This is a genomic window from Microbacterium sp. NPDC058062, from assembly GCF_042885375.1.
Classification (GTDB): domain Bacteria; phylum Actinomycetota; class Actinomycetes; order Actinomycetales; family Microbacteriaceae; genus Microbacterium; species Microbacterium trichothecenolyticum_C.
The window spans coordinates 83,399-101,703 of the sequence record NZ_JBHVSC010000004.1 but is presented as its reverse complement, the minus strand read 5'-3'; the positions used below and the strand labels follow the sequence as shown (position 1 = coordinate 101,703).

At 69.9% G+C, this 18,305-nt stretch carries 16 protein-coding genes; 10 read left to right on the top strand and 6 right to left on the bottom strand.

What is annotated here, in order from left to right; genetic code table 11:
• The first annotated feature begins 105 nt into the window (after positions 1–105).
• From ACFVSU_RS13815 to ACFVSU_RS13770, 10 genes are all read left to right on the top strand, one after another.
• Positions 106–393, top strand: coding sequence for a WXG100 family type VII secretion target (locus ACFVSU_RS13815; RefSeq protein ID WP_116194191.1), 288 nt, complete (start codon positions 106–108; stop codon positions 391–393).
• Positions 394–477: 84 nt separating this feature from the next.
• Positions 478–780, top strand: coding sequence for a hypothetical protein (locus tag ACFVSU_RS13810; protein WP_387143794.1), 303 nt, complete (start codon positions 478–480; stop codon positions 778–780).
• Positions 777–1,904 (top strand): hypothetical protein, encoded by a 1,128-nt coding sequence (locus ACFVSU_RS13805; protein WP_387143791.1) that lies wholly within the window; start codon positions 777–779, stop codon positions 1,902–1,904. Before ACFVSU_RS13810 ends, ACFVSU_RS13805 begins: the two co-directional genes overlap by 4 nt.
• Before the next feature lies 1 nt (position 1,905).
• Complete coding sequence (locus ACFVSU_RS13800; protein ID WP_387143788.1) at positions 1,906–2,547, top strand: hypothetical protein; 642 nt, start codon at positions 1,906–1,908, stop codon at positions 2,545–2,547.
• Between the two features lie 4 nt (positions 2,548–2,551).
• Complete coding sequence (locus ACFVSU_RS13795) at positions 2,552–3,223, top strand: hypothetical protein (protein WP_387143785.1); 672 nt, start codon at positions 2,552–2,554, stop codon at positions 3,221–3,223.
• A gap of 9 nt (positions 3,224–3,232) precedes the next feature.
• On the top strand, positions 3,233–3,973 hold the full coding sequence (locus tag ACFVSU_RS13790) for a hypothetical protein (RefSeq protein WP_387143782.1): 741 nt from the start codon (positions 3,233–3,235) through the stop codon (positions 3,971–3,973).
• 128 nt (positions 3,974–4,101) lie between these two features.
• A complete protein-coding gene (locus tag ACFVSU_RS13785; RefSeq protein ID WP_387143779.1) occupies positions 4,102–5,682 on the top strand; it encodes a DNA-3-methyladenine glycosylase 2 family protein in 1,581 nt (526 codons plus the stop codon).
• Positions 5,679–6,188 carry a methylated-DNA--[protein]-cysteine S-methyltransferase gene (locus ACFVSU_RS13780; protein WP_387143776.1) on the top strand — a complete coding sequence of 170 codons (510 nt, stop codon included), beginning with the start codon at positions 5,679–5,681 and terminating at the stop codon, positions 6,186–6,188. Before ACFVSU_RS13785 ends, ACFVSU_RS13780 begins: the two co-directional genes overlap by 4 nt.
• Before the next feature lie 399 nt (positions 6,189–6,587).
• Positions 6,588–8,447, top strand: a complete 1,860-nt coding sequence (locus ACFVSU_RS13775) for an ABC transporter ATP-binding protein (protein ID WP_387143773.1) — start codon at positions 6,588–6,590, stop codon at positions 8,445–8,447.
• Positions 8,429–10,258, top strand: a complete 1,830-nt coding sequence (locus ACFVSU_RS13770) for an ABC transporter ATP-binding protein (protein WP_387143770.1) — start codon at positions 8,429–8,431, stop codon at positions 10,256–10,258. The genes ACFVSU_RS13775 and ACFVSU_RS13770 overlap by 19 nt, the downstream gene beginning before the upstream one ends.
• A gap of 221 nt (positions 10,259–10,479) precedes the next feature.
• On the opposite strand, the gene ACFVSU_RS13765 is transcribed toward ACFVSU_RS13770, so the two are convergent.
• From ACFVSU_RS13765 to ACFVSU_RS13740, 6 genes are read right to left on the bottom strand one after another with little or no spacing between them, the layout of a single operon-like run.
• A complete protein-coding gene (locus ACFVSU_RS13765; RefSeq protein ID WP_387143767.1) occupies positions 10,480–11,394 on the bottom strand; it encodes an N-acetylglucosamine kinase in 915 nt (304 codons plus the stop codon).
• Positions 11,391–12,362: a glycoside hydrolase family 113 gene (locus ACFVSU_RS13760; RefSeq protein ID WP_387143764.1), complete on the bottom strand. Its 972-nt coding sequence runs from the start codon at positions 12,360–12,362 to the stop codon at positions 11,391–11,393. Before ACFVSU_RS13760 ends, ACFVSU_RS13765 begins: the two co-directional genes overlap by 4 nt.
• Complete coding sequence (locus ACFVSU_RS13755) at positions 12,359–14,836, bottom strand: glycoside hydrolase family 2 protein (RefSeq protein ID WP_387143761.1); 2,478 nt, start codon at positions 14,834–14,836, stop codon at positions 12,359–12,361. The genes ACFVSU_RS13760 and ACFVSU_RS13755 overlap by 4 nt, the downstream gene beginning before the upstream one ends.
• A complete protein-coding gene (locus ACFVSU_RS13750) occupies positions 14,833–15,741 on the bottom strand; it encodes a carbohydrate ABC transporter permease (protein WP_387143758.1) in 909 nt (302 codons plus the stop codon). The genes ACFVSU_RS13755 and ACFVSU_RS13750 overlap by 4 nt, the downstream gene beginning before the upstream one ends.
• Entirely contained in the window at positions 15,738–16,730 is a 993-nt protein-coding gene (locus ACFVSU_RS13745) for a carbohydrate ABC transporter permease (RefSeq protein ID WP_387143755.1), read from the bottom strand. The genes ACFVSU_RS13750 and ACFVSU_RS13745 overlap by 4 nt, the downstream gene beginning before the upstream one ends.
• A 20-nt stretch (positions 16,731–16,750) precedes the next feature.
• The gene (locus tag ACFVSU_RS13740) at positions 16,751–18,064 is read right to left on the bottom strand and encodes an ABC transporter substrate-binding protein (RefSeq protein ID WP_387143752.1); all 1,314 of its coding nucleotides are present in this window, start codon (positions 18,062–18,064) and stop codon (positions 16,751–16,753) included.
• Positions 18,065–18,305 lie beyond the last annotated feature (241 nt).

The window sequence follows — 18,305 nt, the reverse complement described above, 5'->3', positions numbered from 1 at the left end:
ATCCGATCCCATGGGGAATGGTCCCCATGGGCTCCACCGGGTGTCCCGGTTAGCGTGGAGTCATCGGCCCGACGGGGGTCGGGAATCTGAGTGAGGGAGTTGACGATGGCCGATTTCGGTGCTTCGTATGCGGAGATGGAGCAGGTGGCGTCGTCGCTGTCGCAGGCTCGTGATGACATCCAGGGTCAGTTGGACGCGCTGAAGAGCCAGGTGGACACGCTGCTGGGTGAGGACTTCAAGACGCAGCACGCGTCGGGCAAGTTCGGTGAGGGGTACACCGAGCTGACGACGGGTCTGAAGGGTGCTGTGGACGGCATCAACGACATGTCGGAGTCGCTGCTGGGCATGATGCGTGCCATTCAGGACCTCGACCAGCAGCTCGCCGGCGGCTGAACCGCACCCGCAACGCAAAGCTCGACTGTCTGACCGGAGCGCCGCTCCTGCGGCCTCCGGTCAGCCGTCCTCGGAGGGACTGCCATGACCGATGTGCGGATCGACTACGACGCGATGAACGCGAGCCGGCACGCGTACGCCAACATGCGGACGGTGCTGGACGACGCCACGGGCGCGCTCTCGAACGTGTCGGGCTCGGCGGTGCCGCAGGATGAGCTCCGTCGGCGCCTCGAAGACCTGCACGGGTCGTGGGGCGGCGGCATGGACAAGCTCGCCCGCTACGCGGAGGATGCCGGCACCGGCCTCCAGGGCATCCTCGAGGCGTTCCAGGGCCTCGACAGCGAGCTCGGAGCGAGCATGGTGCCCCAGGAAGGCGGTGCGGCGTGACCGACTTCGGCGCCCTCGGGTTCGACCCCGCACCGGGCGATCTCGCGACCCTCGACAGCTACGTCGACGCGCTGTCGAGCGGCTGCGACGGCGTGGACGACGCGCTGTCGATGCTCGACGGCGGCGACGACGCCGACTGGGTGGGGCTCTCCGCCACCGCTTTCCGCGCTTCGATGAGCGAGGACTTCCGCCCGCAGCTCGCCGACACCGGTGAGGCGCTGCGCACATCGCGCAACGCCCTGCGCACCTGGAGCACGCAGCTCGCCTCCTTCCAGCAGCGGGCGAGGGTGCTCGCCGAGGAGGCGGATGCCGCAGCCGCGCGGGTCGCCGCGTGCGAGACCGCGCACACATCGGCGGTGAAGCACAAGGACGACGACGACGCGGACCCCGACGCCGTGTCCGACGCGGCCCTCGCGCTCGGGAGCGCCGGCGACGACCTCGAGCAGATCCGCGCCTCCGCCCGCAGCCTCAAGGCCGAGGTCGACGACGAGGCGACGGTCGCCGCGCGCTCGCTCAACGACGCCGGCGGCATCCTCGACGACTACGCGGGCAACGCGTTCTCGAACTTCCTGGGCGACGCGGGTGAGTGGCTCGCCGACGCCGGCAACTGGCTCATGGAGAACGTGGTGCCGATCCTGGAGGACATCCTCCGGGCGGCGCTGCCGATCATCGCGATCCTGTCGCTGTTCATCCCGGTCCTCGGCACCGTGGCGCTCATCATGTCGATCGCCCTCGTCGCGATCGACGGTCTCCAGGCCCTGACCGGGCGGGGGGACTGGACGGACTTCGCGGTCGGCGCTCTGGGTCTCCTGGCCGGTGGTGCCCTCGGCATGGCGGCGAAGTCGCTCATCGGTCCCGGTGGTCAGGTGCTCATCCCGTCGATCCAGCAGATGACCCCGGCGCTGGCCGGCGGCGGCACTGCGGCGGGATCGCTCGCGGTGGCCCTGAACGTCAACCTCCCGAACCTGGTCTCGAACACGTACTGGACGATGTCGCAGGCGAAGGACGCGCACGACAACGGCGAGAGCTTCGTCGACAGCCTGAGCGGCCCGTGGCAGAACCTCGCCGAGCGCGTCGACAACACCATCCAGGGCAACGGTCCTCGCACGGATGAGGAGCTCTGACATGGTGACACCGAGGACGAGCGGCGATCGCGTGTGGCAGCGGATGCCGCAGGGGTGGATCGAGTTCCGCTCGTTCGGCGACCGCACGCCCCAGGAATGGCTGGACTGGTATCTGGCCGGCGGTGAGGGCTGGCTCCCCGACGACGCGCGTGCCGCGATCGTCGCGGGCTTCCATGCCGGGGTGGCCGCGTTCGAGGGAACGGACTTCGACTCGGCGGGAGTCTCGATCACGCTCGGCGAGCGCCCGGCCGTCAGCTTCCTCTGCACGAACGTGGTGAGGGTGGCGGCAGGGACGGATGCCCCGTCCCTGGAGTTCCACCGTCTCTTCCCGCTCGCGCGGTTCGGCGTGGATTCCGCGGCCGAGACCTTCACCGCGCCCGACGGGCGCGTGGGAACGGTCGCCTCCGGCACGCTGCAGCTCGGTGGCAGGGCGGTAATCACGACGGTCGGCGAGATCCGCCTGCCCGCCGGCGACGGGACGATCCTCGTGATGGGCATGTGCACCGACATCGGCCAGCGCACCGAGCTGGCCGTTCTGACCGCCTTCACACTGTCGACCACGCAGGTGCTGCCCGACGGCGTCGAGCCGGCTTCCCTGGAAGCGTCGGCGAGCGGGAGCGACCTGCCGCACGCCGTAGCCTGACGGTATGGCTTTCGCACTCATCCTTCCGGCTTCGCGCCCGTGGATCGACGTCCCGAGCGGTCAGAAGGCGGTGGCCGAGGCGGATCGCGTGGCGGTGCTCCTGCGTGCCGATTACGAACGCTGGTCGCGCTGGTCGCTCGGGCTCGTGTGCTTCGCGGGTGCGGCGCTGGGCGTGTTCGTCATCGGCGGGATGCTCGACGCGATCGTGGCGCTCGGCGGGGCGGTCGCCCCGGTCGACGTCGTCGTCATCGTCATCGCCGCTGTCGTCGCCCTCGCCGGGGCCGTGGGGCTCGTGCGGCTGTGGCAGACCGGACGGACGCTGACGCGGGCGGCGACCGAGTGGCTCCGCCTGCCGTACCGTCAGGGCGGTCGAACTCGGCGCGGAGGCGGCTGGGTGCTCGCCCGCACGACGAACTTCGACCCGCCCCTCTTCGCCCGGCTCACGACGGCTACGCTCGCCTTCCTGCTGGCGATCGGGGGAGTGGCGCTCGCGCTGCGCGATCTGGCCGCCGGTTCGTTCGTCGGCCTCTCCGCGACGGCAGGCCTCGTCGGCATCATCGCCCTCGCCTGTGCGCTGGGCCAGGCCGGCGGCGTCGTCCGGATCGTCTCGGGCGTGAGCGAAGGCGATCCGCTCTGGCACCGTGTGCGCTCGGCGTTCGTCCGCAGCGACGGGTAGGCGCCGCACGTGACCGATATCTCTGCCGATCCGTGGCGTCAGTTCATCCAGTCCGGCCGCGCCCTGCGGCTGGAGGTGGACCGCCCGCAGCTGACGGCGACCCTGCAGCGCAACACGCGCTATCTGCTCGTGACGGGCGGCATCTGCGCCGTGGTGACCGCGGTCATCGTGGGTCTGCTCGCGACGGGCATCGGCCGTGCGGTCACGTTCGCGCTGCTCGGGATCCTGCTCGTCGTCCTGCTGGGCAACGTCGGGCTGGGCCTCGTCTCGCGTCGCCGGGTGCGGAAGACCATGGCGGTGGAGGGCACGTTCATCGAGGTCGACGCGGACGGCGTACGACTGGCCGGCGTCCCACCGCTCGCGTGGGCGCAGACGCTGGGCGTCGTCGTATCCGACAACCGGGCCACGATCGGCGCGGGCAAGGCTCTCGCACGCCGGCTGCGCACGCTCGTGTACGACACCGGCGGCTCGCTGAACTCCGTCGTCATCGGCCTGCACGACATGCGCACCGTGCGCACCGCGGCACGCGGTCCCCGTGTCGCGTCGCTCGATCTGGGAATGCACGACCACGGCGCCGTCGTGCTGAACCTCGATGTCGCCCTCGACCACGAGCAGTGCGATCAGGTCCGCGAGGCGCTGCGCGCGGCGACCGCCCTCAACAACGTTCCCTTCCGTTGGACGGCCGACAACGGCACGGTCGCGCGAGCCACGCTCGAGATGGGTCGAGGCGACCCGCTGACCGCCTCATGACTCTCGTGCATTGCGCTGACGTTGCCCGTGTCGGCTTTCCGACGGGCTGATCCGAGCACCACATCGTCACGCACAGTCGTGTCCGATTTCCGCGAGCCGATGTCGGGGGAGCGTGTCAGGCTAGGGGCATGAGCCTGGTCATGACGTTCGACGAGAGGTACCGCGCGATCGATTCGCGCGACGCCCGCTTCGACGGGCAGTTCGTCACGGCGGTGCGCTCGACCGGCATCTACTGCCGCCCGAGCTGCCCCGCACGCACGCCGAAGCCCTCGAACGTCACGTTCTATCCGACCAGCGCCGCCGCGCACGAGGCCGGCTATCGCGCATGCAAGCGGTGCCTGCCCGAGGCGGCGCCGGGGTCGCCGCAGTGGAACCTCCGCGGCGACACTGCAGGCCGCGCGATGCGGCTGATCGCCGACGGCGTCGTCGAGCGCGAGGGTGTGCCCGGGCTCGCCAGCCGGCTCGGCTACTCGCCGCGGCACCTCACGCGGCTGCTCACCGCCGAGCTCGGCGCCGGCCCCCTCGCCCTCAGCCGTGCGCACCGCGCGCAGACGGCGCGCATGCTGCTCGTCGGCACCGACCTCACGGCCGCCGACGTCGCATTCTCGAGCGGGTTCGCGAGCGTGCGCCAGTTCAACGACACCATCCGTGAGGTGTTCGGGATGCCGCCGCTCGAACTGCGCGGGCGGCGCCGCGTCTCGCGGCATGAGGGGCCGGGTGCGGCGGGTTCGGCGCCCGGGGTCACGATCGACCTCGCGCTTCCGCACCGCGGCGCTCTCGATGCCCCGGGACTCTTCGCGTGGATGGCTGCCCGCGCCGTCTCCGGTGCCGAGGCGGCGACCGCGTTGACCTTCGCCCGCACCATCCGCCTGCCCCACGGACCCGCGTGGTTCGAACTCCGGCTCGACGACCTCGGGCGCGTGCGGCTGCGCGCCGCGCTCACGAACCTCGCCGACCTCTCGACGCTCGTCACGCGCGCGCGGCGCCTCTTCGACCTCGACGCCGATCCCGACGCGGTCGACGAGTCGCTGGCGCGGCATTCCGAGCTCGCCCCTCTCGTCGACGCGCTGCCGGGCATCCGGGTTCCGGGCGCCGCAGACCCGCACGAGATGCTGATCCGGGCGATGGTGGGGCAGCAGATCACCGTCGTCGCCGCACGCACCGCGCTCACGGCGCTCACGGCTGCGCTGGGGGAGGAGGTCCCCGCCTTCGCGGGGATGCTGTCGCCCGCCACCGACCCCGACGACAGCCCCGTCCGGCTGTTCCCGACGATGGCCGCGATCGCCGAACGGGGCCCCGAGGTGCTCCGCGGTCCCGCCGCGCGCATCCGCGCCATCACGGGCGCCGCCGCGGCCCTCGCCGACGGCTCGCTCACCCTCACCGCCGGCGACGACGCGGTCGAGCAGCGCGCCGCACTCCTCGCGATGCCCGGCATCGGCCCGTGGACCGCCGACTACGTGCGCATGCGCGTGCTCGCCGACCCCGACGTCTTCCTCCCGGGCGACGTCGCGGTGCGCGCCGGGGCTGCGGCCGTCGGGCTTCCCGCCGAGGCGCGCCCGCTCGACGCGTGGGCCGCCCGCACGGCCCCGTGGCGCAGCTACCTCACCGCCCACCTCTGGCGCGCCGTCCCGCCGAAGCCCGCCGCACCGCGCCGGGTCGCGGCATCCATCACCCCCACATCCGAATCGACCACCGGAGGCATCTCATGACCACCGCCACCATCCAGACACTCGACACCCCCGACGGCGCGTTCACGATCCTCGCCCACGACGACGGGCGCGTGCTCGCCTCGGGGTGGACCGCCGACGCCGACGCGATCCTCGGCCGTCTCGCGGACCGCGTACGCCCCTCATCCGTCGAGAAGGGCGAGACGGATGCTGCGGCCGCCGTCGCCGCCTACTACGGCGGAGACCTCGGCGCGATCGACGACGTCGCCGTCGCGCAGTACGGCACCGCGATGCAGCTCGCCGGGTGGGAGGCGCTGCGGCGGATCGCCCCCGGCCGACCGCTGACCTACAGCGAGTTCGCCGTCGAGCTCGGGTCTCCGAGTGCGGTGCGGGCCGCGGCATCCATCTGTGCGCGCAACGCGCCCGCGCTCTTCGTGCCATGCCATCGGGTGCTGCGCACCGACGGCACGCTCGGCGGGTTCGCGTGGGGACTGCCCGTCAAGCAGCGCCTGCTCGACCGTGAAGCGGCGGTGCCCGCGCTCATCTGAATCGCCCGCCTCAACCGCTTTCCGGGGGACCGGAAAGCGGTTGTTGCTTTCAGAGAATTCTCAGGTATATGCTGGAGGGCTGTCGCGTCGCTACGACCTAGCGGAGTGCGCAGCCCTTTCCGCTGAGCCCAAGGAGGAAGAAATGTATCAGGCCGCCATCGCCGCGAAGACCGCCTTCGTCCTCCGTCCCGCGGGACCCCGCGCCGTCTCCCGGCTGCCGCGTCCCCGCGTTCAGGGGTAGTCCGCCTCCTCGCACCTGCCGGCCCGGCCGGATTCGGCATACCGCCGTCCTCCGGAGCGTTCCTCACCGAGGAAGCTCCTCTCTCATGACAGCGCTCCCACACGGCGCTGTCGCCTCGCGACCCGACGACGGGTCACCGCAACACCCCCACAAGGATCATGACCACCACCGCCCTTCCTGAGCGATCAGAACAGCCGCAACGGTCCGAACTGTCCACCTTCAAAGCCCTCGCCCGGCTCCTCCCGTTCGCGAAGCCCGTGCTTCCGCGTCTCATCATGGGCGCCGCCAGCGCGCTCGTCGCCAGCCTGCTCGCGCTGACGATCCCGCTCGTGCTCGAGCAGGTGGTCGGCGGCCCGATCGCCTCCGGCGACATCGCCATGATCGGGTGGGGCGCCGCCGCGATCCTCGCGCTGGGCCTCGCCGAGGCCCTCATGGTCTGGCTCCGCCGCTGGTTCGTGCTCGGCCCCGCGACCATGGTCGAGTACGAGCTGCGCCAGACGTTCTACTCTCGCCTGCAGCGCCTGCCGGTCTCCTTCCACGACCGGTGGCAGTCCGGGCAGCTGCTGAGCCGCATGATGCAGGACATCAGCATGCTGCGCCGCTGGCTCGCCTTCGGCGTCGTGCTGCTCGTCGTCAACGTGATCACCATCGTCGTCGGCACCGCGCTGCTGTTCCGCTGGCACTGGGCGCTCGGCACGATCTTCCTCGTCACGTCCGCCCCGCTCTGGTACGCGGGGTACCGGTTCGAGAAGTCGTACGGCACGCTCGCGCGCCAGTCGCAGGACCAGGCCGGCGACCTCGCCACCTCCGTCGAGGAGAGCGTCCACGGCATCCGCGTGCTCAAGGCCTTCGGCCGCGGCAAGCACGCGCTGCAGAAGTTCACCCGACAGGCCGAGACGCTGCGCGAGACCGAGCTGAGCAAGGCCCGGGCCGTCGGCTGGATCTGGTTCTGGCTCGTGCTGCTGCCCGACATCGCGTTCGCGCTGTGCCTCGGCGCCGGCATCTACCTGACCGCCATCGGTCAGCTGCAGGGCGCAGAGCTCATCGCGTTCTTCGCCATGGCGACGGTGCTGCGCTGGCCGATGGAGTCGATCGGCTTCCTGTTCTCGTTCCTGCTCGACGCGCGCACCGCGACCGACCGCATCTTCGAGGTGTTCGACGAGCAGAACACGATCGTCGACCCCGAGGAGCCGAAGACCATCGCGAAGCCGCGCGGCGAGCTCGCGTTCGAGGGCGTGCACTTCCGGTATCAGGATGCTGCGGAGCGCGAGCGCGACCTGCTCGACGGCGTCGACCTCGTGCTGCGGCCGGGCGAGACGATGGCTCTCGTGGGCCTCACCGGCTCGGGAAAGACGACCCTCACGACGCTGCCGACGCGGCTCTACGACGTGACCGGTGGCCGCGTGACGCTGGACGGCGTCGACGTGCGCGATCTGACGCTCGCCGAGCTGCGCCGGCACATCGGCATGGCCTTCGAGGACGCGACCCTCTTCTCCCAGTCGGTGCGTGACAACGTGCTGCTGGGCCGCGAGGATCTCGTGCCCGGCAGCGACGAGGCCGAGCGCGTCATGCGCGAGGCGCTCGAGGTGGCGCAGGCGTCGTTCGTCGACGACCTGCCGGACGGCGTCGACACGATCATCGGCGAAGAGGGCCTGTCGCTCTCGGGCGGCCAGCGCCAGCGTCTCGCGCTCGCGCGCGCCGTCGCCGCACGGCCCGCCGTGCTCGTCCTCGACGACCCGCTGTCGGCGCTCGACGTCGACACCGAGGCCCTCGTCGAGGATGCGCTCCGCGAGGTGCTGCACGAGACGACCGCGCTCGTGGTCGCGCACCGCCCGTCGACGGTCACGCTCGCCGACCGGGTGGCGCTGCTCGAGGCGGGCCGCGTGACCGCGGTCGGCACGCACTCCGAGCTGCTGCGCACCAGCGAGCACTACCGACACGTGATCTCGAGTCTCGAGGTCGAGGAAGCCCGGCTCAGGGCGAGACAGGAAGACCAGGAATGGGAGGTGACCCTGTGAGCACCACGGTGACCGGAACGAGCGGCGAAGACCGCTCCGATTACACGCGCGATGAGAGCAAGGCGATCCGCAAGCGCTCGCTGCGCCTCCTCGGCTCGCTCATCACGCCGGTGCGCGCGCAGCTGATCCTCGCGGGCGTCGTGCTCGTCGTCTCGACCGCACTGCGCGTCGCGGGGCCGTGGCTCATCGGTGTCGGCATCAACAACGCGCTGCCGGCCGCGGTCGAGCGCATGGACTGGGCGCCGACCATCCTCGTGGTCCTCGTGTACCTCGTCACGGCTCTCGGCGGCGCCGCCCTCATCGGGTGGTACGTCGTCGTCGCGGCGCGCCTCACGCAGGCGATCATGCTCGACCTCCGCAAGCGCATCTTCCTGCACACGCAGCGGCTGAGCCTGGAGTTCCACGAGTCGTACACGTCGGGCCGCATCATCTCGCGCCAGACGAGCGACCTCGACACCATCCGCGAACTCCTCGACGGAGGCCTCAACGAGCTGGTCTCGGGCATCCTCTACGGAGCGTTCACGCTGGTCGCGCTGTTCCTCGTGGACTGGCAGTCGGGCCTGATCCTCACGTTCATGGGCATCCCGCTGTTCCTCCTGATGCGCTGGTTCTACACGCGCTCGCAGCTCGTCTACCGCGAGTCGCGCGTCGTCAGCGCGAAGGTGATCGTCAAGTTCGTCGAGACGATGACGGGCATCCGCGCCGTGAAGGCCTTCCGCAAGGAGGGGCGCAACGATGAGGAGTTCGGCGGTCTCGCGCTGGACTACCGCGACGTCAACATGCGCTCGATCCGTCTGTTCGGCACGTTCGAGCCGGGACTCATGGCCGTGGCATCGTTCACGCTCGCGATCGTGGTCGCGTGGGGCGGCATCCGGGTCGTCGACGGCGCGATGGAGATCGGCTTCCTGCTGTCGGCGGTGCTGTACGTCCGCAACTTCTTCTCGCCGCTGCAGGAGGTCGCGTTCTTCCTGAACTCGTACCAGTCCGCGACGGCGGCGCTCGAGAAGGTGTCGGGCGTCCTGGAGGAGGAGCCCACGGTTCCCGATCCCAAGAACCCGGTCGACCTGTGGGCGGCGAAGGGCCACATCCGGTTCGACGACGTGCTGTTCGGGTACTCGCAGGATCGCGTCATCCTTCCGGATTTCTCGCTCGACATCCCGGCCGGTCAGACGATCGCGCTCGTGGGGACGACGGGTGCCGGCAAGTCGACGCTCGCCAAGCTCGTGTCGCGGTTCTACGACCCGACGCGTGGTGCGGTGACGCTCGACGGCGTGGATCTGCGCAACCTGCACCCGAAGGATCTCCGCCGCGCCATCGTGATGGTCACGCAGGAGGCCTACCTGTTCAGCGGCACGGTCGCCGACAACATCGCGCTGGGCAAGCCCGACGCGACGCTCGACGAGATCCAGGCGGCGGCTCGCGCGGTCGGAGCGGACAAATTCATCCAGGCTCTTCCCGACGGGTACGGCACCGACGTCAACAAGCGCGGCGGCCGCGTGTCGGCGGGTCAGCGCCAGCTGATCTCGTTCGCACGGGCGTTCCTCGCGAACCCGGCGGTGCTGATCCTCGACGAGGCGACCGCGTCGCTCGACATCCCGTCGGAGCGCCAGATCCAGGACGCGCTGCAGACGCTGCTCGCCGACCGCACCGCGATCATCATCGCGCACCGTCTGTCGACGGTCGCGATCGCCGACCGCGTGCTCGTCATGGAGCACGGCGAGATCATCGAGGACGACACCCCCGAGGAGCTCATCGGCGGCACCGGCAAGTTCGCGCAGCTCCACGCCGCCTGGCGGGAGTCGCTCGTCTGACCCACCCCGTCTGAGAACCCGGATGCCCCGGCCCCCTGTCCACACTCAGGGCCGGGGCATCCGTCGTCTTGTCTCTTCTCTTCCGAGCGCCGCGCCACCTGCAACAGGTCAACCGGGCTTCGACAGGAGCGAATCCGTCTGGGGGCGCCTGCAGAAGCCCGGTTGACCTGTCGAAGTGGTGGGGCAGGGCTGCAGGCGAGCCCGGGTTCCACGACCGTGGATCAGGCGTACGCGACAGAGACCGCGTGGGCGAGTGGATGCTGCGGCGCGAGGCCCGCGAGGGCCGCGGCGCCGTCGATGCCGTGGCCGAGAGGCTCGACCAGCGTGACGTCGAACTCGCTGGCGGCGATGTGCGAGGCGAACGCCTCGCGCAGCTGCGGAGAGCGGAAGACGCCTCCGATCGCGCACGCGGCGAAGTGCTCGCCCTCGTCGTCGGAGCGCACGCGGCGCAGCGCCGTCTCGACACTGTGGGCGAGCTCCCCGCCGGCGCGGACGGTGATGTTCTGCGAGACCGGGTCGCCCTCGGTCGCGAGTCGCGCGACGTGGGCTGCGAAGGACGCGATCACGCTCACGCGCTCGGGGTCGGACTGCAGGTGGATGTACGCCTGGCTGAGGTCGGGCCACCGCTCCTCGGCGACGGCGCGCAGCGCGGTCGCGGGACCGCGGCCGTCGTACTCGCGCATCACGGCGTCGAGGGCCTCGCGGCCGATCCAGTAGCCGCTGCCCGCGTCGCCCATGAGGTAGCCCCACCCGTCGACGCGCGCCACCCGCGAGGCGCCGACCGCGAGCGTGACCACGCCGGTGCCCGCGGCGACGACCGCGCCGCGGGTGTCGCCGAGCGCCCCGAGGAACGACGTCGTCGAGTCGTGCGCGAGGATCACCTCGTGCACGGCGGCGTCGTCGATCCGGGCGAGGAAGGCAGCAGCATCCGATTCCCGTTTCGTGAGACCCGAGACGCCGGCGCTCACGACCGAGACCTCGGCGCCGGTCCGCTCGATCGCGGCGTGCGTGACGGCGGCGAGCTGGGGCAGGAGGGGCTCCCCGGTGCGGATGCCGGGGAACACGATGTCGTGCTCGCGCACGCGCACCTTGATCCCGGTCTGGCCCGCATCGATCGCCAGCACTGCGGCGCTCATCGCGAGACCCCCGCCGCGAGTGCCGAGTACTGTGCGCGCAGATACTCGCCGGCCGGCTTGCCGTACGGGCAGTAGTCGTCGTTGAACTCCGCCTCATCAGCGGAGTACAGGCGTGCAGGCCAGTCCCACAACATGAATCCCCCCACCCACGCGCGCTGCGCGCACGCCTCGAACATGACCCTGTAGTACCGCAGTTGCTCGCCGGGGGAAACCTCCCCGGGCAGCGACCAGTCGTTCGGGCGATCGGGCGACCCCTCGCGCGAGGGGCACCCGGCCTCCATGAAGAAGAACGGCTTGCCCGTCGCGGCGACGGCCGCCTCGATGCGGTCGAGCTCGGCCTCCCACCGGTCGACGGGGTAATAGCCGCTCGAGCTCACGACGTCGACCGCATCCCACCAGCCGAGGCGGTCCTCCTGGTACTTGTCGCAGTTGTACGTCACGATGCCGGAGTACTCGGCCCGCACGGCGGCGATGAGCTCGCGCCACTCGGCCTCGCGGGCGTCGGCGCGCACCATCTCGCAGCCGACGCAGAGCATCTCGCAGCCTTCCGCCTCCGCGAGGCGCGCGGCGTGCACGATGAACTCGCGGTACGACGCGAACCACTCGCCCCACGTCGGCTCGCCCGGGACGTCCTGGTCGAAGAACCCGATGTGCGCACGCCACGTGCCGTCGGCGACATTGACGACGGGCTTCAGGCACACCTTCAGCCCGAGCGCCTTCGCCTCGCGGATCGCCCACACGATCTCGTCGTCGGTCACCGTCGGCTCCTCACGGAACCGCACCTCGGTCGACTGGGCGGTGTCCTGCAGGGCCGCGTACGCCAGCGCGGTCCAGTTCACGCCGTGGTCGGCCATCAGTCGCAGGGACTCGGATGCCTCGGCCGTCGCCCAGCTTCCGCGCACGCCTGTCCATCCCCAGGTCATTCCGGCCACGTACGGCCCGAGCGCCCGGGTGGTCTCGGCGGTCACGAGGCGACCAGCTCGTTGGCGGTGCGCAGCACGCGCGGATCGGAGAGCACGGATGCGGCGAGCCCGTCGCCGTCGTGACGCACGATGAGCGTCGCGCTCTCGCCCGGCAGCAGGGTGACGAGCGCATCCGACGCCACGGCATCGGGGTCGACTTTGTCGACGAGGAGCGTGAGGTCGCGCACCAGCGTGGAGGCGGTGAGCGTGACCTGCGTGCCGTCTGCCACCGGCTCGGTGTGCACCTCGACGCCGGCCTCACCGAGTGCCGAGTCCCGGGGTTCGGCGAAGAACCAGAATCCCCGGACGTCGTCGATGCCCGCCACGACGAGCTCGGCGGCGGCGTCGGCGGCCATGGCGACGTCGGCGGGCAGCGACACGGTCAGCGTCTCGCGCGGAGCCAGCGAGACCGGGGTCTCGAACCGGGCGAGCTCGTCGCCCGCGAATCCGAGGCGGCGCGCCACGACGTCGCCCTCCCACGGCTCGGACGTGTCGTTGACGAGCACCGCGGCCAGACCGCCGTCACGGGGCTGGATCGTCGCCAGCCGCGGGGCGAAGGCGTTCTTCAGCCCGTAGTACAGCGGCTTCGGGCGCTCGTCGCCGTCGATCGCGGCCCACGACGTGACCGGCCAGCAGTCGTTGAGCTGCCACACGATCGCGCCCTGCGTGTGCGGCGCCCACGAGCGGAAGTGCTCGAGCGCGGTGCGCACGGCGAGCGCCTGGTTGAGCTGCATCGCCCAGTGCCAGTCCTCCATGGCCTCCGGCATCCGGAAGTGGGGGATCAGCCCGTTCGAGAGCTTGGTGTTCCCCTCCATCGCCTTCTGGTGCACGATCATGCCGGGCGACTCGGGCGTCAGCGGCGCGTCCGACACGGAGCGCACGAGGGTCGACCACGCCGGCGGGCCCTGCCAGCCGAACTCGGCGACGAACCGCGGCGTGTGCTCCCGGTAGGTGTGCCAGTCGCGGCGGTTCCACTGCTCCCACAGGTGCATCGAGCCGTGCTGCTGGTCGTTGGGGTGCGGGCCGGTCTGCGCCTCGCCGTCCCAGCCCATGCCGGGGCTGAACGGGCTGCCCGCCGCGTACGGCACGTGCGGTGCGAGCTCGGCGACGAGCGCGGGGAACAGCTCGTAGTAGTAGTGCGCGCCCCAGGTCTTGCCGTCGAGGCGCAGCTTCCAGCCCCAGTCCTCATAGCCCCACAGGTTCTCGTTGTTGCCGGTGAGCAGCACGAGGGACGCATGGTGGCCGAGTCGCACGATGTTCTCGCGCGCCTCCGCCTCGACCTCGGAGCGCAGCGGATCCTCCTCGGCGTACGCAGCGCACGCGAACAGGAAGTCCTGCCAGACCAGGAGTCCCATCTCGTCGGCCAGCTCGTAGAAGTCGCCGGACTCGTAGAGCCCGCCTCCCCACACGCGGATGAGGTTGAGGTTCGCGTCGAGCGCCTGCTCGAAGCGGCGGCGCACGCGGTCGCGCGTGACGCGCACGGTGAGTGCGTCGTCGGGGATCCAGTTGACACCCTTGACGAACACCGGCTGGTCGTTCACGACGAGCGTGAACGGCGTGCCCGCGTCGTCGGGCGTCATGTCCCAGCGCACGTCGCGGAAGCCCACTTTGCGCGCCACGCGGTCGAGAACAGTGCCGTCGGCGGCTGCGAGTTCGACTTCCACGTCGTACAGCGGCTGAGCGCCGTAGCCGACCGGCCACCAGCGGTCCACCTCGGCGAGTGAAAGCGTGACGGTCGCGGACGTGTCGTCGCCGGCGAGGCTGCCGGATGTCTCCACCCCGCCGATGCGCACCGTCACGACGACAGGGTCGTGACGCGTCCGCTCGAGCTCCACCTCCACCGTGACCGTGCCGCCGTCGCCGTCCGGCGTCGCGACGACGCGCGTCTGCGCGAGACGCGCGACCGACCACGACTCCAGCCCGACCGGCTTCACGATGCCGCTCGTGTAGGTCGCGATGCCCCAGTCCCAGCCGAAGCTGCACGCGGACTTGCGGATCGCGTCGTAGGGGAGCGGGTACGGGCGCTGCCGCACGCCGAGTGCGACGCTCTGCTCGTTCGCGTACTTCACCGGGGAGCGGAAGCGGACCACGAGCTCGTTGTCGCCTTCGACGAGCGCGCCGTGCACGTCGAACCGGTACGAGCGGTGCTGGTTCGCGGTCGACCCGACCTCGCGACCGTTGAGGAGGATCGTCGTCACCGTGTCGAGGCCCTCGAAGACGAGATCGGTGCGGTCCGCGGCGTCCTTCGTCCAGGGGAACGTCGTCTCGTACGTCCAGTCGACGAGTCCGATCCACGCCAGCGCCGACTCGTTGTCGTCGAGGAACGGGTCGGGGATCAGAGCCGCGGCCAGGAGGTCGGTGTGCACGCACCCGGGGACGGCGGCGGTGACGGCATCCGCGAATCCCTCGGGAGCAGGTCCCGCGGAAGCGCGGAGCGTCCAGCCGGCGTCGATCGGACGGAAGGAGAGGGAAGAGGTCACTTGACGGCTCCTGCGGTGAGGCCCTTGTAGATCCAGCGCTGAAGCAGCAGGAAGGCGATGAACGTGGGGATGATCACGAGGATCGTACCCGCGGCGATCACCTCCCATTGCGCGCCGTACGGGCCCTTGAATCGGAACAGGGAGGTGGAGATGAATCCCTGCGAGGGCAGATAGAGGAAGGGGAGGTAGAACTCGTTGTAGATCGCGATGCCCTTGATGATCACCACGGTCGCGATGGCCGGCCGCAGCAGTGGCAGGATGATGCGCCAGTAAATCGTCCACCGGTTCGCGCCGTCGATCATCGCCGCCTCGTCGAGCGAGACCGGGATCGACTGCATGAACTGGATGAACAGGTAGATCGCGATGATGTCGGTGCCCATGAACAGGATGATCAGGGCGGCCATCGAGTCGTACAGACCGAAGGCGCTGATCAGCTGGAAGGTCGCGACCTGCGTCGTGACGCCGGGGATCAGCGTCGCGACGAGGAAGAGCGCGAGCACCAGCCGCTTGCCGCGGAAGTTGAAGCGGTCCAGCGCATAGGCGGCCATCGTGCCGATGAAGATCGTGCCCACCAGCGACACCGCCAGGACGATCGTGGTGTTCACGAAGCCTTCGAGCATCTTTCCGCTGACGAACGCGGTCACGAAGTTGTCGAAGTTCAGCCAGTTCGACGGCGGCGTGAACGGCCCCGTCTGCGCGTACTCGGGAGCGGTCTTGAGCCCGGCGAACAGCAGGACCGACAGCGGCAGGATCGTGACGACGGCCGCGACGATGAGACTCGTGTACTTCGCTGTCGTGGCGCTTCCCGAGCGCACGCGCTCGAGGGGCGAGCGTCCGCGGATCTTCGGCTCGGGCGGGCTGGTCCGCAGCGGCATCGTGCGGAGCGGTTCTTCGGTGGTGGTCATGTGAGATCGACCTTCTCGTCGGGGAAGACTCGGCGCTGGATCCACGTCACGACCAGCACCACGATCAGCAGGACGACGGCCATCGCCGAGGCGAGGCCCACCTGCCGGTAGCTGAAGGCGGTCTGCAGCGTGTTGATGACGAAGGTGGAGGAGCCGTTCGCGCCGCCGGTCATCACGAAGGGCACCTCGAACACGCTGAGGCTGCCGGCGATCGCGAGGATCACCGTGAGGCCGACCACGCGGCGGATGCCGGGGAAGATGATCGCCCAGAACTGCGCCCAGCGGTTGGCGCCGTCGATGTCGGCCGCCTCGTAGAGCTCGTGGGGGATCGACTGGATCGCGCCGAGGAACAGCACGAATCCCATGCCGGTGTAGCGCCAGACCGAGGTCGCGGCGAGCGACCAGTTGACGACGTCCGGGTTGCCGAGCCACTGCGGCGGCTCGGTGACGCCGAACCAGCTGAGCACGGTGTCGAGGGTGCCGCCGGGCTGGAACAGGTACAGGAAGACGAATCCGACGGCCACGCCGTTGATCAGGTAGGGGAAGAACAGCACTCCGCGGAAGAAACTGGAGAACCGCGTCGAGAAGCTCAGGATCGTCGCGAAATACAGTGCGATGGCGATCTGGAAGAACGACGCCGCGAAGTAGTAGAGGCTGACGAAGAACACCGAGAAGATGCGCGGGTCGGTGAAGACCTGCACGTAGTTCTCGAGTCCGACGAGGTTCTTCTGCTGGTCGAGGCCGTCCCAGTCGGTGACGCTGTAGTAGAACAGGTTGATCGCCGGCCAGTAGGTGAACAGCAGGAGCAGTCCCACGGCCGCGGCGAGGAACAGCCACGGTGTGAGGTGCTGCATCACGGTGCGCCCCGCGGAGCCGCCGCGCCGGGTGCCGGCTCCGCGGGAGATCCCGCGAAGCCGGCGCCCGCGCAGGGGGGCGGACAGGGCGGCGGGGGCATCCGCCGGTGCTGCGCCAGGAGTTGCGATGGCCATGTCTCTGCCGCCCCCTTCCGTCAGCCCTTGAGGCTCTCGACCGCGGCGCCCCACTTCTCGTTGAGCTCCGCGAAGTAGCTGTCCTTGTCGCCGTCGGCGGCGCCGCGGGCGATGTCGACGAGCTTCTGGCGGTAGATCGGGCCGTACAGGTCGATCTGCGCCTCGTTCGCGGTCTCGGTGAGGAGCGCCTCCTTGCCGGCCGGGGCGGGGTTGATCTCCATCAGCTCGACGCCGGCCGCCTCGAAGTCGGTGAGCGACTCGGGGAGCGGGTCGTCCTTCAGCGTCGAGACCATCCCCTGCACCTCGGTGTAGTCGGACTCGCCGACGATCCACTGGATGAACGCCCAGGCGGCGGCCTTCGACTTCGAGTGCTTGCTGACGCCGAGGTTGTAGTCGCCGCCGATCACGGCGTACTGCTGGCCGTCGACGTTCGCCGGAAACGCGAAGAACCCGATGTCGTCGGCCGAGGCGCCGTTGTCTTCGGCGGCGGCCTTCATCTGCGACACGGCCCATGAGCCGAGGGTCATCGCGGCGACCTCGCCGGTGCCGATGAGCACCTTCGACTGCTCCCAGTCGGTGGTCAGCGGGTCGTCCTCGGTGAGGCCGGCGGCGACGCTGTCGTACAGCAGCGAGTCGATCGCGTAGATGTCGGTGCCTTCGGTCCACGGCGCCGGGTCTTCGGCGAGCGTGATGGACGCGTCCGCGTCGTCGGTCACCCCACCGAGGTTCCCGAAGCTCTGCGTGAGCGGCCAGCCGCCCTTGTAGTTGGTGTAGAGCGGGATCGCGTCGGTGTTGTCCTTGACCTTCTGGAGCGCGTCGAGCCACTCGTCCTCGCTGGTCGGCAGCTCGGTGACGCCGGCCTCTTCGAAGACCTTCTTGTTGTAGACCACGCCGTTGGCGTTGCCGCCCCACGCGATGCCGTACTGCTCGCCGTCGTAGCTCGCCGCCGGGAGGAACCGGTAGGTGTCGCCGAAGTCCGCCGTCTTGCCCAGCGGCTCGAGGAACTGGTCGAACTGGTCCGGCTGGATGGTGGGGATGCCGATGACGTCGCCGTAGTTGGTCGTCGACATGCGCGTCTGCATCTCGGTGGCGTAGTCGGTGACCGCCTCGATGGTGACGTTGACGTCGGGATACTTCTTCTCGAACTCCTCGACGTACCGGTCGTACGTCCCGTCCTGCACGAGGTCGGTGCGCCAGGTCAGGACCTTGATGTCGCCCTTGACCTCGCCGTCGATCGTGTTGTCGGCGTCGCTCGCCCCGCCGCCCGCGCAGCCGCTGATCGCGACCGCGGCGGTCGCCAGCAGCGCGATGCCCGCGAATGCCTTCTTCGCCATGTGATGTCTCCTTGTCAGGTTCGCCCTTGAACTGCCGGTGCGCGTCGTCGCACCGTTGCGTGGTTCGTCGCGCCGTCAGAGTAGAGCGATTCGAAGCGTTTCCGCAAGCGTTCGATGTCATCGCTGTCTTGTCCTGTCCGCTCGGTGCAATTCAAAGAAACAAGCCGCTTGAACTGGGATTATTTTGTAATCTGTCAGTCCTTCGGTGCTCCGATGTCTCTGCAATGTCCTACGTGGACAT

Excerpts from the sequence above, each read along its gene's own strand:
- ACFVSU_RS13815 (WP_116194191.1), top strand. The coding sequence starts at position 106 with ATGGCCGATTTCGGTGCTTCGTATGCGGAGATGGAGCAGGTGGCGTCG.
- ACFVSU_RS13810 (WP_387143794.1), top strand. The coding sequence starts at position 478 with ATGACCGATGTGCGGATCGACTACGACGCGATGAACGCGAGCCGGCAC.
- ACFVSU_RS13800 (WP_387143788.1), top strand. The coding sequence starts at position 1,906 with ATGGTGACACCGAGGACGAGCGGCGATCGCGTGTGGCAGCGGATGCCG.
- ACFVSU_RS13795 (WP_387143785.1), top strand. The coding sequence starts at position 2,552 with ATGGCTTTCGCACTCATCCTTCCGGCTTCGCGCCCGTGGATCGACGTC.
- ACFVSU_RS13785 (WP_387143779.1), top strand. The coding sequence starts at position 4,102 with ATGAGCCTGGTCATGACGTTCGACGAGAGGTACCGCGCGATCGATTCG.
- ACFVSU_RS13780 (WP_387143776.1), top strand. The coding sequence starts at position 5,679 with ATGACCACCGCCACCATCCAGACACTCGACACCCCCGACGGCGCGTTC.
- ACFVSU_RS13775 (WP_387143773.1), top strand. The coding sequence starts at position 6,588 with ATGACCACCACCGCCCTTCCTGAGCGATCAGAACAGCCGCAACGGTCC.
- ACFVSU_RS13770 (WP_387143770.1), top strand. The coding sequence starts at position 8,429 with ATGGGAGGTGACCCTGTGAGCACCACGGTGACCGGAACGAGCGGCGAA.
- ACFVSU_RS13765 (WP_387143767.1), bottom strand. The coding sequence starts at position 11,394 with ATGAGCGCCGCAGTGCTGGCGATCGATGCGGGCCAGACCGGGATCAAG.
- ACFVSU_RS13750 (WP_387143758.1), bottom strand. The coding sequence starts at position 15,741 with ATGACCACCACCGAAGAACCGCTCCGCACGATGCCGCTGCGGACCAGC.
- ACFVSU_RS13745 (WP_387143755.1), bottom strand. The coding sequence starts at position 16,730 with ATGGCCATCGCAACTCCTGGCGCAGCACCGGCGGATGCCCCCGCCGCC.
- ACFVSU_RS13740 (WP_387143752.1), bottom strand. The coding sequence starts at position 18,064 with ATGGCGAAGAAGGCATTCGCGGGCATCGCGCTGCTGGCGACCGCCGCG.